This window comes from Paraglaciecola arctica BSs20135, from assembly GCF_000314995.1.
Classification (GTDB): domain Bacteria; phylum Pseudomonadota; class Gammaproteobacteria; order Enterobacterales; family Alteromonadaceae; genus Paraglaciecola; species Paraglaciecola arctica.
Genome location: NZ_BAEO01000027.1, coordinates 115,651 through 129,084, shown reverse-complemented (window position 1 = coordinate 129,084; position 13,434 = coordinate 115,651). Strand labels below are relative to the sequence as shown.

General features: G+C 40.1%; 13 protein-coding genes and 1 pseudogene. 10 read left to right on the top strand and 4 right to left on the bottom strand.

The genetic code is table 11. The features are described from left to right. The first annotated feature begins 33 nt into the window (after positions 1-33). The 5 genes and pseudogenes from dinB (GARC_RS09765) to GARC_RS09745 all read left to right on the top strand — a co-directional run bounded on the left by dinB (GARC_RS09765) (position 34) and on the right by GARC_RS09745 (position 4,469). Positions 34-1,107: a DNA polymerase IV gene (gene dinB / locus GARC_RS09765; RefSeq protein WP_007619365.1), complete on the top strand. Its 1,074-nt coding sequence runs from the start codon at positions 34-36 to the stop codon at positions 1,105-1,107. A 243-nt stretch (positions 1,108-1,350) separates the two neighbouring features. Then, positions 1,351-2,367, top strand: a pseudogene (gene dinB / locus GARC_RS09760) (DNA polymerase IV); the annotation flags it as partial. A gap of 131 nt (positions 2,368-2,498) precedes the next feature. After that, positions 2,499-2,951 carry a GNAT family N-acetyltransferase gene (locus GARC_RS09755; RefSeq protein ID WP_007619362.1) on the top strand — a complete coding sequence of 151 codons (453 nt, stop codon included), beginning with the start codon at positions 2,499-2,501 and terminating at the stop codon, positions 2,949-2,951. 102 nt (positions 2,952-3,053) lie between these two features. Continuing rightward, the gene (locus GARC_RS09750) at positions 3,054-4,238 is read left to right on the top strand and encodes an MFS transporter (protein WP_226989113.1); all 1,185 of its coding nucleotides are present in this window, start codon (positions 3,054-3,056) and stop codon (positions 4,236-4,238) included. A gap of 15 nt (positions 4,239-4,253) precedes the next feature. Next, positions 4,254-4,469 carry a DUF1653 domain-containing protein gene (locus tag GARC_RS09745; protein WP_007619358.1) on the top strand — a complete coding sequence of 72 codons (216 nt, stop codon included), beginning with the start codon at positions 4,254-4,256 and terminating at the stop codon, positions 4,467-4,469. A 79-nt stretch (positions 4,470-4,548) separates the two neighbouring features. On the opposite strand, the gene GARC_RS09740 is transcribed toward GARC_RS09745, so the two are convergent. Next, positions 4,549-6,276, bottom strand: a complete 1,728-nt coding sequence (locus GARC_RS09740) for a Na+/H+ antiporter NhaC family protein (RefSeq protein WP_007619356.1) — start codon at positions 6,274-6,276, stop codon at positions 4,549-4,551. A gap of 95 nt (positions 6,277-6,371) precedes the next feature. On the opposite strand from GARC_RS09740, the gene GARC_RS09735 reads away from it, so the two are divergent. From GARC_RS09735 to GARC_RS09725, 3 genes are read left to right on the top strand one after another with little or no spacing between them, the layout of a single operon-like run. Then, on the top strand, positions 6,372-7,235 hold the full coding sequence (locus GARC_RS09735; protein ID WP_007619354.1) for an MBL fold metallo-hydrolase: 864 nt from the start codon (positions 6,372-6,374) through the stop codon (positions 7,233-7,235). A 32-nt stretch (positions 7,236-7,267) separates the two neighbouring features. Next, positions 7,268-7,768 (top strand): GNAT family N-acetyltransferase, encoded by a 501-nt coding sequence (locus GARC_RS26310; RefSeq protein ID WP_007619352.1) that lies wholly within the window; start codon positions 7,268-7,270, stop codon positions 7,766-7,768. Then, complete coding sequence (locus GARC_RS09725; RefSeq protein WP_007619351.1) at positions 7,768-8,223, top strand: hypothetical protein; 456 nt, start codon at positions 7,768-7,770, stop codon at positions 8,221-8,223. Before GARC_RS26310 ends, GARC_RS09725 begins: the two co-directional genes overlap by 1 nt. Before the next feature lie 14 nt (positions 8,224-8,237). On the opposite strand, the gene GARC_RS09720 is transcribed toward GARC_RS09725, so the two are convergent. From GARC_RS09720 to GARC_RS09710, 3 genes are all read right to left on the bottom strand, one after another. Further along, positions 8,238-9,887: an amidohydrolase gene (locus GARC_RS09720; RefSeq protein ID WP_007619349.1), complete on the bottom strand. Its 1,650-nt coding sequence runs from the start codon at positions 9,885-9,887 to the stop codon at positions 8,238-8,240. 110 nt (positions 9,888-9,997) lie between these two features. Beyond that, a complete protein-coding gene (locus GARC_RS09715; RefSeq protein ID WP_007619348.1) occupies positions 9,998-10,381 on the bottom strand; it encodes a hypothetical protein in 384 nt (127 codons plus the stop codon). A 60-nt stretch (positions 10,382-10,441) separates the two neighbouring features. Next, complete coding sequence (locus GARC_RS09710) at positions 10,442-11,437, bottom strand: serine/threonine dehydratase (protein WP_007619347.1); 996 nt, start codon at positions 11,435-11,437, stop codon at positions 10,442-10,444. Between the two features lie 541 nt (positions 11,438-11,978). On the opposite strand from GARC_RS09710, the gene GARC_RS09705 reads away from it, so the two are divergent. After that, positions 11,979-12,269, top strand: a complete 291-nt coding sequence (locus GARC_RS09705; protein WP_039989273.1) for a GIY-YIG nuclease family protein — start codon at positions 11,979-11,981, stop codon at positions 12,267-12,269. Between the two features lie 541 nt (positions 12,270-12,810). After that, positions 12,811-13,434 carry an NAD(P)H-binding protein gene (locus GARC_RS09700; RefSeq protein WP_007619343.1) on the top strand — a complete coding sequence of 208 codons (624 nt, stop codon included), beginning with the start codon at positions 12,811-12,813 and terminating at the stop codon, positions 13,432-13,434.

Genomic DNA, 13,434 nt, shown 5'->3' with positions numbered 1-13,434 from the left:
ATTTCATTTATTGTTAATGGGTAATAGAGAATTTTGAGAAAAATAATACATATAGACATGGATGCATTCTTCGTTTCGGTCGAGATTCGGGATAATCCAACTCTCGCTGATAAACCAGTTGCAGTCGGCGGAAGTTCAACTGAAAGAGGTGTGTTATCTACTTGTAATTACATTGCTAGGAAATTTGGAGTTCATTCAGCTATGTCTACAAGTGTAGCTATGCGTAAATGCCCTGATTTAGTCATCATTAATGGACGAATGGATGTTTATAAATCAGTTAGTGATCATTTAAGGCATATATTCGCAAGATACACGCACATTATCGAACCACTATCGTTAGATGAAGCATATCTCGATGTGACGAATTGCGAGCTATTTGGGGGGTCAGCTACATTAATAGCTGAAGATATTCGAAGGACTATATTCGATGAACTTAAATTAACCGCATCAGCAGGAATTTCATCCCTGAAATTCCTAGCGAAAATAGCAAGCGACGAAAATAAACCTAATGGTCAGTTTGTTATAACACCCGACAAAATAAACGAATTCATCTATTCATTGCGACTAAACAAAATTTCCGGTGTCGGTAAAGTTACTTTTGAAAAATTAAAGACTTTCAATTTGGAGTTTGGACGAGATGTTCAGGCAGTTGATCAATCTGTGCTCATCGAAAATTTTGGAAAATTCGGTCAGACACTATACCAACGATGTGCAGGCATAGATGATAGGGAAGTTCAAACAACACGAATAAGAAAATCAGTCGGCGTCGAACGTACTTTTAATGACGATATTGATAGTAATGAAGCCCTCGAAAATATTATGTTCGATAAACTCATACCTGAGTTAAAAAGAAGATCCGAAAAATACCTGCAAACACGAAAAATAGCTACGATTGGCGTTAAAGTGAAATTTGCCGATTTTCACCAAACTACTAAAGATTATTCGCACACTAGTTTTGATAAAGATATTTTTTCGCAACTGTTATCAGAAGCGGTGGAAAGAGGTGGAGGTAAAAAAGTCAGACTACTCGGCGTGCATATTGCACTGAGTGATATTGATTCATGCGGTAGTCAAAATGAAATGGAGCAGTCTTTTTTTTCGTTCTAAAATGATCACAAAAACAAAGAATTTAATATAAAAATTGAACACCTAAATTATTTTGTTTTATATTACTAAATCCAATTATCTAATATTTCATACTTTCAAAATTGAACACGCAAAATTGAACACCTAAATTCCCTCCCAAACTCTCGCTCCTATTTTCAAAAATGCCGTTTTTATTGGCTTACAGCATGCATTCACTCACTCACATCGTTACAGGTGTTCAAAATCCATTTGCTTCTTTGATCTTACGCTGCCGTTGAGATGCGCGACAATCCAGAATATCGTAATGTGCCTTTAGCAATTGGGGGCAGTTCTGATAGACGTGGGGTCATTTCTACCTGCAACTATCAAGCCCGAGAATTTGGTGTACGTTCTGCCATGGCCACCGCCCACGCTTTAAAACTTTGCCCCGATTTAGTATTAGCTCCTGGCAGAATGGCACTATACAGCGAAATTTCACAACAAATACGTGAAATATTTAGCCGCTACACAGACAAAATCGAACCTCTTTCATTAGATGAAGCCTATCTAGATGTCACTGACTGCTCGATGTTTTCAGGTAGTGCGACCTTAATCGCCGAAGATATCAGACAAGCAATTTTCTCAGAGACTCAACTCACCGCATCAGCTGGTGTAGCACCATGTAAGTTTGTCGCTAAGATTGCCAGTGACGAAAATAAACCCAATGGTATCTGTGTCATCACACCAGACAAACTAGATGACTTTGTCATTGGGTTACCTCTAGGCAAAATCCCCGGTGTAGGTAAAGCCACTTTAGGTAAATTAAACAATATCGGGCTTTATACATGCGCAGACGTGCGCCAGTTTCCCTTTGAAGATTTGATCAAAGGTTTTGGAAAATTTGGCTCAGTAATTTGGGATCGTAGCCACGGTTTAGATGACCGCAACTTAAGTCTTTCCAGACAACGCAAGTCTGTAGGGGTAGAGCGCACTATGGCCCAAGACATTCGCACAAAAGAAGACTGTATAAAAATGATCGACAGTCTTTTTCCGTTATTGGAAAAACGATTAGCCAAGTCAGAAGCCAAAATTCAAAGTCAGGGCATCAAATTAAAATTCAGCGATTTCCAGCAAACTACAGTCGAACATAGATCCCAATTATTAGACAAAGAGTATTTTCTGGAATTGTTAACCGAAGGTCTTTCACGACAATCTAATAGAGGCATTAGACTGGTGGGTTTACATGTGGGTTTGGCAGACCCTGAAGAAAATAAACAACTAGTTTTTACGTTTGTTAGTTAACCCGAACTCGGGACAAGTCATACCGGCCGGCGCGGTACAGGTTAACAAATGAGTCTGTTGTTAGAGTCTAGTTTATTTGGCGAGTGGTGTTTTTTTGATTAATTTGCAGTTAAGTTTGATTAGAGATATTTATGGTAATTGTTAGAGAAGCAACCATTTCTGATGTCGATATTGTTCATGAGTTAATTATGGCGATCGCCAAGTATCATGGCCAAGAACAATATGTGATAACTAGTAAAATGGAATTAATAAATGCTGGCTTTGCCGAGAACCCTTCTTTTGGTGTGCTCATAGCAGAAATAGATGGGAAAGTTGCAGGTTATTGCTCCTATACATGGAACTACTCCATTTGGGCTGGCTCAGTCTTTATGAACATCGATGATGTTTTTGTTTGGGAGAAATACCGAGGACAGTCAGTGGGTGAAAAGTTAATGCTTAAGGCTAAAGACGTATGTAGTGCCAAAGGTGCTAGTCGTATTCGTTGGGAAGTTGAACAAGATAATCTCAAAGCAATAAAGTTTTATAAACGTTTAGGTGCCGATTTTGATATAAAAGGTTTTTTCCGTTGGGATATTGCTTCGTAAGGTTAAGACTAATATAGAAGATATATTAGTTTAGAAAAACATTACAATAACCACGCATTCAAATAATTACCTGCTTCAGAGGAATTTAACTTAGTGAAAAAGATGCCTGCCAATGTCTGGTTATTAACCCTAATTCAAGCTTTAGCCATGAGTTCTGTCACTATGTTGGTATTGGCAGGTGGGGTCTTGGGCGCACAACTTACCCCTGATCCTAAATGGTCAACACTACCCTTAGCCATGAGCATTGTGGGTACTGCTTGTGGCGTTGTACCTATTACACGTTTGATGCAACACTTTGGTAGAAAACCCGTTTTTATTACGGCTACCACATTTGGCGCATTTGTTACCTTGTTTGCTGCCACAAGTATCGCAAACAGTAGTTTTTGGGGACTGGTAATATCAGCATTTTTATTGGGCATGATGATGTCTGCCATTCAACAAATTCGTTTTACAGCTATGGAGTCGGTCAGCATTGAGCTGATGCCTAAAGCCGCTTCGACTGTATTGCTGGGAGGATTAGTTGCAGCAGTTTTAGGCCCCGAATTGGTTACTTTGGGTCAACTGATTAGCGACCAAGCCTTCGTTGGGGCCTTCTATCTAATGGCCGGTCTGCTAATATTATGCAGTCTATTGTTTACTAAAATTGATAACACACATGTTGTCACCACAAAGTCAGCTGATACGGGTCGAAAACTAAGCCTGATAGCAGGCCAACCAGTCTTCATTTTGGCTGTATCGGCTTCAGTAGTAGGTTATGCGTTGATGAGCTTTATTATGACGGCTACACCTGTACATATGCACGTTCACCAAGCCTATTCATTACAAGATACCAAATGGGTGATCCAAAGCCATATTTTCGCGATGTTTTTCCCATCACTATTTAGCGGTTGGTTAATCAGTAAATTAGGCACCTCGAAGATCATTTATTTGGGATTAAGCTCTTATGTCGCCGCCATACTAATTGCACTAACAGGCAACGAATGGCTAAATTATTGGAGTGCCTTGGTATTATTAGGCATTGGTTGGAATTTTTTGTTTGTCGGCGGTACTGTTTTACTGGCGCAGAGCTATCAGCCCAGTGAAAGATTTAAAGTACAAGGTTTAAATGAATTTCTGGTGTTTGGTTGTCAAGCTATCGCAGCATTAAGTGCTGGTGTTTTTCTCAACCTAATTGAATGGCGCGGTTTATTACTTGCTAGTTTTATCATCATCGCAATGCAATTATTAGTTATCACATGGCAACAGATCAGGGAAAAAAATCTACATCCCTACAATAATATCCCCTAACAATAAGGAAAAAAGATGTCATTAGAAATAGGACGTTACCGTCATTATAAAGGTAATGAATACGAAGTGATTGGTGTCGCTAAACATTCTGAAGATGAGACTGAATTAGTGGTTTATCGACCTCTATATGGAGAAAGAGGCCTATGGGTTAGGCCGTTGGATATGTTTACCGAGACAGTTCAAGTGGAAGGCTTGGATACACCACGATTTAAGTATTTGGGTGATAATTAATCTGAAGTCGAGCTAAGAGGTGCCGCGTCCTTAGGCGGCCACCTGACTTTATCAATATGTAACAGTGCAAAATTAAATACTAAGCAAAAAACAAAACTGTAGAAGTCCACAATATTCCAGCGAGCAACGCTGCATATGAAGCCGGAACAATCTGCGATTTCACGTGATCCATTAAATCGCAACCCGTGGTCATAGAACTCAAAATAGTCGTATCTGATATAGGTGAACATTGGTCACCGTATACACTGCCATTCAAAATTGTTGCAAAACACACCATCAAATACAGTTCTGGGTTATCTAAGCCTTGGCTCTGGGCAATAGTCCAAGCCAACGGCAAACCTAGGGGAAAAGCAATAGCGTAAGTGCCCCAGCTAGTGCCAGTTGAAAAAGCAATAACTATGGTCATAAGTTGTAAAATGATAGGCAAACTCCAATAAGGGATTTGCTCTCCCAAAGATTCAACCAAATAGATGCCCCCACCCAACTGTTTGCTAAGCACACCTATAGTTAAAGCAAACATTAAAATCACTGACGCCACCACCACGCCTTTTAAACCATTCCCGAAACCATCCAGTACCTGCTTTAGTGCCATGCCTTTTGCCAAAGCCATAAAAATAGACAGAAACAAAGCCCCTGAAAATGCCCAGTGAATTTGTGGGCTACCTGTTACAAAATAAGAACCAATAGCGATAATGATTAAGCTCACCAAAGGTAAAATAAACTCCAGTCTGTGTGCTGTATATCCCTCTGGAACTTGGCTTTGATGTAACTCTTTAGCACTAATAGGTGACGCGTTAGGCGCGTCCAATTCACCTGTTTCAGCTACCCGTTTTATCGCTTTTTTAAGGGGGGCCCCACTAAAGATTGTAATATTCAGACTTAGTAACAAGGTCCCCAAAACAGCAAGTATTGCGTAAAAACTAAAAGGAATACTGGCAAAAAAGAACGCAATTCTGTCATTTTCTGTGGCCAGAAACGCCACCCCTGGTATAAATAAGAAGGCTTGTATATAAGCTGGCCAAGCATTAAATGCAATGATCGACGCAATAGGTGATGCAGTAGAATCGACCACATAACTAAGTTCTTCGTGGCTAACCCCTGCTTTGTCTGCGATGGGTTTGACCGTTGTGCCGACCAAAACCGTACTCATTGTGCCTCCTTGAAAAAACACTAAGCCTAAAAACCAAGTGACTACTTTGGCTGAACGTGGTCCTTTTACATAATGTTGACTCATATGGTCGGCAAAGGCCTTAGCCGCACCTGTTTTTGCCCACACCCCCATTAGGCCTCCGAGCAACCACAGGTATAAAATCAAAATGGAAGCGGCGCTCGATGTACCTATATTCGGAATAAATACCTCATGAGTGATATCGAATCGCCCTAACATTACAGCGCCAATCACTATGCCACCAAACAGTGCAACTAGAGGCTCACGGGTCATTAAGCACAATACAACGGCAACTAAAGCTGGCAATAATGACCAAATACCAAAGTGAAAATCAGCTTTGAGTAACACAGCGTTGTCTGGCGTGCCTTTATACACCCACTGCTGTGATAACTCGGGTTTACCTTGTTGGTTATTTAGGACTGATTGTCGTAGAGGCGACTCATTATAAGGTACGGGATTAGTTATTAAGCTTTCTTGGCCGCTGGCGCGATATGCCAATTGTCCAAGTTCATTGCTATAGGTTTGATATTGCAATTGGGTTTCAACCCAAGTTGGGCTAACTTTAAAATTAATATAAAACGCAGTAGTCAGACTAAGCACAAAGAAAATAAAGCTAATACGTTTTGTAAATTGAAACATGCGGGTTATCTTAACGGTCTAGTATATTTCTTAGTTTGTCGTTAGTTATAACAAAGATCTAGGATTTACTTATTTTTATTCAAGGAACAATACTTATGCGCTCAAAAATTCTTTTAATGACAGCAATTGCGACTCTTTTTTCGGCTGGTTCTGCTATTTCGCAAGACAAGTTTGCCGATGTCGAGATCACTAGCCAACATGTGAGTGGTTCAGTGCATATGTTAGAAGGTGCGGGAGGAAATATTGGCGTATCAGCTGGTGATGAAGGTATCTTAATCATTGATGATCAATTTGCGCCACTAGCTGAAAAAATAGCCACAGCTATTGGTGAAATCGCGAAAACACCGATGAAGTATGTAGTAAACACTCACTACCATGGTGATCACACTGGTTCTAACAGCTATTTTAAAGAAATCCAAGGCAGTACTATCTTTGCCCATGACAACGTGCGTAAACGTTTAGCCAATAAATCAGAGCATACTCATAATGAATTACCTGTTGTCACCTATCAACAAGGGGTCACTTTTCACTTTAATGGCGACACCATTAAAGTAATGCATTTTCCAGCAGGCCACACTGACAGTGATAGCGTAGTATGGTTTGAAGAAGCTAATGTTTTACACCCCGGAGACTTGTTTTTCTCTGGCCTTTTTCCATTCATTGATTTAGACGGCGGTGGCACAGTAGCAGGTTATATTAGTAATGTTAAAAAACTAATTAGTATGCTTAAAGAAGACACTAAAATCATCCCTGGTCATGGAAAACTAAGCAACAAAGCGGGTTATCAACAAGCACTAAACATGATGGAAGAAACAGCTGCAATCGTTTGGCAACAAAAGTCAAAAGGTGCAAGTTTAGACGACGTTCTAAAAAAAGGCTTAGGTGAAAAATATAAATCTTGGTCTTGGTCATTTATTAATGAAGAAAAATGGATCACTACGCTTTATAACGGGCAGTAACATAACGGACAGTAACCTAAAAGGCTAAACCAATGACACTTACCTACCCCACAGAACAGCAATATTTACAGGTGAAAAATTGGTTTAGCAATCATCAAGAAATCTACACATGGGGTGGGCCAAATATGACCTACCCTATGTCTGACGAAGACTTTATTAAACATCTAACCGTCGCTCATTTTACATCGTTTTGTCTACTAAACGATGAGCGACAACTTGTAGCTTTTGGCCAATATTATCGGCGCTTAGAACATCATCACCTTGGACGACTCGCAGTTAACCCAAAATACCGCGGTCAAGGTTGGGCCAAAATATTAATTACAAAAATACTTAAGCAGGCCTTTAAAGAGCAATCAGCCAAAGGCGCCTCTTTATTTGTGTTTAGAGACAATATTGTGGCTTACGATTGTTATCAATCACTGGGCTTTATTGAAACAGATTATCCAGAAGAACCCTTTCCCGGCAATATGCAAAATTGTGTCTATATGGTTTTACCAGATTGCAATTTTCCACTAAAACTAAAAGAGGGTTGATGATGTTTTTACTTGGAATGATTATTTTTGTTGGAATGATAGTTATGGCCATGATGATGAGTGGCGAAATGATGATGTTTGTAAATCTACCATCACTCATAGTCGTGATCCCACCTGCATTAATGTTCACTCTAACCAGCAGCTCAAAACAATCACGCAGTCATGCGGTAAAACTATTATTTAATGAAAGTTTGCATTTGAACAGCGCTGAGTTAATCGCTGCAAAACACGTATTTACGACCTTTGGAAACTTAAATATTTTGATGGGGTTTATTGGCGTCATCATAGGGGCAATTGCTATGGGAAATACGCTATACGGTGAAAATATTTCTCAAATATTTGGTTCGGCATTGGCGGTTTGTGTCTTACCATTTTTCTATGCGCTTTTGATAAAAGTCCTATGTTCTGCAGCAGAGGCCAAGATCCAATTTAAGATTATTAATCTAGCCTCTTAATTTTATTATCTAACTTAAGGCGCTTTTGTAAAACGCTTTTCACCCGCTATCCATGTTTCAAGCACTTGGGTTTTCCAAATATCTTGTGGTGAGATAGTAAAGATATCTTGGTCAACCAAAATAAAATCTGCCCATTTCCCTACAGTTAACCCACCTAAAATTTTCTCCTGATGAGCTGCATAAGCCGCATCCAAAGTAAAACCACGGAAGGCTTGTTTAACTGTCACCGCTTCGCTAGGGATCCAGCCATTGTCTGGTGAGTTGTTACGATCTTGTCTTGTGACTGCGGCGTGTAAACCAAAAAATGGATTAGACAGCTCTACCGGAAAGTCTGAACCAAAAGCCACAGGTGAGCCTTGTTTCAAAAACGTTTGCCATGCGTAAGCGCCTTTTAACCTATCGGCACCTAACCTGTCTTCAGCCATATTCATATCGCTAGTAGCATGGGTTGGCTGCATGGCAGGAATGATATTCAGAGTTTTAAAACGGGGAATATCGTCAACATTTATGATTTGTGCATGCTCAACACGGTTGCGTAACGACTGCCCACCAATTCGACTAAAACTGTCATCAAACTGATCTAAGATCAAACGATTGGCTCTGTCGCCTATGGCATGAAAGTTAAGTTGAAAACCATTCCCTAAAACCAAATCAAATAGTGGTTTTAAGTCAGCTTCTCGGGTTACCAACAAGCCAGAGTTATCAGGGTCGTCAGAGTAGGGTTTTAATAACGCAGCGCCACGACTACCCAAGGCACCGTCACCGTATGCTTTGACACTTCTGATGGATAACCAGTCGTATTGATCTTGCACATGACCGGCTTTTAATAGTTGCAACAAAACGGGTGAGGTTGCAGCAATCATGGGGTAAATACGCACGGGCAAGGTGTGCTCAGCCACACGTTTTATAAAATAGTCGTATTCCGCCTTATTAATACCGGCATCATGCACACTGGTAATACCCTCAGAAAGTAGTTGTTCACCGGCAGCATTTAAATTGGCGGATAAGTTAGCTTCAGAGTTTTTAGGCAAATGTTTGTATAATAAATCAATGGCATTATCTATCAGTATACCAGTGGGAACACCTAGCTTATTTCGTTCTATTTTACCACCTGGTGGGTCGAGTGTATCTTTAGTAATCCCTGCTATTTCTAGGGCTTTACTATTGACCCAACTTGCATGGCCATCTACTCGTGACAACATCACGGGTTTATTTTTGACATATTCATCCAACAAACTAGCCGTAGGATAAGCCTTGCCAGGCCAGAGTACTTGATTCCAACCTCGCCCTATTATCCAAGGAGATCCTTGCTGACTCTTGGCATATGCCTGCACCATTTTAACCGCTTCTAAGGCTGATTTACTCTCGCGCAAATCAACTTGCAATAATCCTTCACCTAATCCCATCACATGACCATGGGCGTCGATAAGCCCAGGTAACATCACTTTGTTTTGGCCATCTATTTGGGTTGCATTAGGAAAACGTTCATTAAGTTCTAAGCCACCAATGGCAATAACTTTACCGCCATCAAAAACCATATTTGTAAAACGGATAAGCTCACCAGAATTATTAAGGGTATAGCCTTTGACATGACTAATATGGCTAGGTGCGGCCAGAGTTAGCGCACTGGCAAAAATTAAACAAGCGGTAAGTATTTTTTTCACAAGCAAATCCCCATAAATGTTTTACTTAACTTGCCTTAGATTTTGTGCAGATGCAATAACAGCAATTAATGGTGATGCAAATAAGCTGTAAATTGCTGGACGACTGTAAATTAATTGCAGTCTATTAGTGCATTAACCAATGTGACGGAACCACTATAACGGTTCAACATTTGCCCATGTTTATCCACTAAAACAGCTTGATTTAGACTCTTATCTAGATTGTATTGCTCGCGTAATTGATTGCGAAGTCGACCACTAATTTCTATATGTGGTGATGCTTTACCCCAGTTGTTTAAATCAATGAAGTGGATATTCATGCGACTAATTGGCGCACTTAATTGGGTTATTTCGTCATTAAAATACTTGTCAGCAGAACGCTCTAAAGAATACACAATAGTGCAATTGGCTTGAGTGAAAAACGAGTCTTGGGCAATACCTGTGTAGGGCATTAACACCAATAGACTTAATATTATGCTGAGTGAATAAATTCGCAATGTATCCTTTCCTTTCAAAGCCTGTTGGCAATCACACTATACTAAATCAGTTTTTGGTAGTTAAATCAATAAACTAGGTACTTGCTGTAAATGATCATCTTGCCATATTTTTTGCATTTTTTGTTGATCGATATTGCCACCAGACAAGATCACTAGCACTTTTTGTTCAGTGGGCTGTAATTTAAGCCACTCGACTACTGCGCCCATGCTCATCGCACAAGTAGGCTCAACATGAATTTTAAGTAAATGTTGTAACCACTGAGTCCAGTAAGCAATTTTTGTTTCATCCACCTCATAAAAACCGTCTAAGGCCTGCAGCTGTGGAAAGGTTTTTGCGCCTACTTGTAAGGTCGCGGCACCATCTGCCAAAGTATATGGTTGCTCTGGTAAAGATTGAATAACACCAGAGCGCAGAGATTGTGCAGCATCATTTGCGACTAAAGGTTCAACTCCTATAACACTAGCCTTAGGAAGCAAAGCTCTAGTGCTGATCAAGGTACCCGAAACCAATCCACCGCCGCCAACGGGTGCGAACACACTATCCACTGTACCGGTTTGCTCAATAGCCTCAAGCGCAGCAGTACCTTGACCGGCTATAATATCGTTATGATTGAAAGGTGGTATCCATAATACCCCTTCATTATTTGCAGCCTCGGCGACCTTTTCATCAGCCTCTTTACGGGTCGCACTTAAGTCAAGTGTCGCCCCATAAAACTGGGTTGCAGCTGCTTTTACTTTAGATACGTTTTGCGCACTATAAATGGTTGCTTTGACACCTAATATTTTTGCGGCATAAGCCACTGCCTGTGCGTGATTGCCCGAACTACTGGCCACAACCTGGCTACCAAGTCGCCCCTCTTCTTTGGCTTTTAATATCATATTCAGTGCGCCACGCAATTTAAACGCCCCTGTTTTCTGAAAACACTCAGCTTTAAAAAACAACTTGTGACCTAGCCAGCTATTTAATAATTGAGATTCAAGCACAGGAGTTTTATTGATAAAAGAACTAATACGTTTTTCGGCAGCTTGCACATCGGCAAAAGTCACATTGGACATAAAATCATGGGCACCATAGTTAGGGCATGGAAATAAGAGGGATATTAGCCTGTCAGGGCTTTTTTCGCATTAATAATTATGCAGATTGCTTTTTAAATATTAGAAGGAAATCAAATGGGATTATTGTATGTATTGCCCATAACACCTCTGAAATTGATATCAGTGAAGTGGTAATGTTTGATTAAAACGGCGGTTAGTTGCTAGTAAATAGTTACTAGAAAAAATAAAAATGTTTGAACCACCGAGTACACAGAGAAAAGAAAAATAACGACTTGGCTAAAAAGATAAATATCTATTACTTCTGGTCAATAGATTCAAATTGAACCTGACGGGCGGTTTGAGCGATCAACCGCCTGTCAGTAATGACGCCTTCAATGGCAAGTTTACCTAGTAAGCTGACAGTGACAGCCTGCCGTATATATCCCGTCATTCCCGCGAAGGCGGGAACCTCCAAAACCAACTGGCAAATCTAAAAGAATCGTCCTTTTCAACATGGAAATTTCTGCATATATTTATTAAATGATTGAAAAGGAGTTCAACTATGAAACAGCCCTGCATATACATTCTCACAAATGATAACAACAGTTCGCTATACATCGGGGTAACAAGTAATTTAGTGCAGCGCATTTATCAACATAAAAACAAACAAATGAAGGGTTTTAGTTTCAAATACAACTTGAATAAACTAGTCTATTTTGAGCAATTTGAAGATATGGATAGCGCAATACTTCGAGAGAAAATGCTCAAAAAATGGAACAGAGAATGGAAAAATCGGCTCATCAATGAGTTAAATCCTAGCTGGAAAGACTTATATTTTGACTTAGTTGGGTGAGAATCGATTGAGCTTACTGGGGAAATTTAGGGGTTCCCGCCTTCGCGGGAATGACGTGTAATAGCTTGTAAATCCTCACCGTCTGTAATCTGCTATAACCGCTAAGTCGGCCAGAGAGCTATGTCTGTCGGGTTTTGGCACATTTGAACCAATCAGTTCTAGCTCCTTAACCCAATAATAACTCTCTTTTCACCTACTTTTCCTCTGTGCTCTCTGTGCCCCTGTGGTGCAAACTCTTTTTGCTTTCAGCTGTTCGACTCCATCTCTAAATGTTTATCGAAAAAATTGGAGCTGGTTTTATACAAAGTAGATTGGAGATTAAAAAATACGTTCAATACTGAGTACGGATTCGGTGTGATTATTGCCAACTGCATTTGCAGAGCATTCCGCCAAATCAATGACTAAAAGCCAAGTGAGCTTGTTCATTCAAATTTTCCCATTGGTCTTTGCACTTATCTGTAGGATAAGATGCATTATTATTTTAAGCCCATTAACCGTATTGCAGGGTTTTCTACCCTACAAGTAAAATCGCAGGTAACAGATGTTAAAAACAGCTTTGGTTTTAGGCGCTACAGGTTTAGTGGGCAAAATATTGGTAGAGCAATTATGCCTAGACCCTCGATATCAAACCGTCACTTGTTTATTGCGTAAACCATTATCAAAAGACTTTTTTAATGCAAATGCAGCTAAAGTGCAGCCTATAGTAGTAGATTTTGAAAACCTAAAAGATTACCAAGGCTATTTTGGTTGCGATCATATTTATGTGTGTTTAGGTACAACAATCAAAAAAGCAGGCAGCAAAAGTGCATTTCGGAAAGTGGACTTTGAGTATGTACATATTGCTGCGCAACTTGCCAAAGCACAACGTGCAATCAGTTTTGTATGGATTTCTGCTGTGGGAGCCAATGCTAAAAGTAATAATTTTTACTTAAGGGTAAAAGGTGAATTAGAAAATGCCATTCTTAATATGTCAGGTTTAGACAATGCTGCAGCAGTTAGACCGTCATTATTATTGGGTGAGCGCGAAGAGATGCGACCAGCCGAGAAACTTGCCAGCATGCTAAGTCCATTTTTGTCGCCGCTGTTGCGAGGAAAGTTAAGCAAATACAAACCTGTTCAAGCTGCGGATGTGGCGGCTCAGATGATCCGTTTACAGGTATTCTAA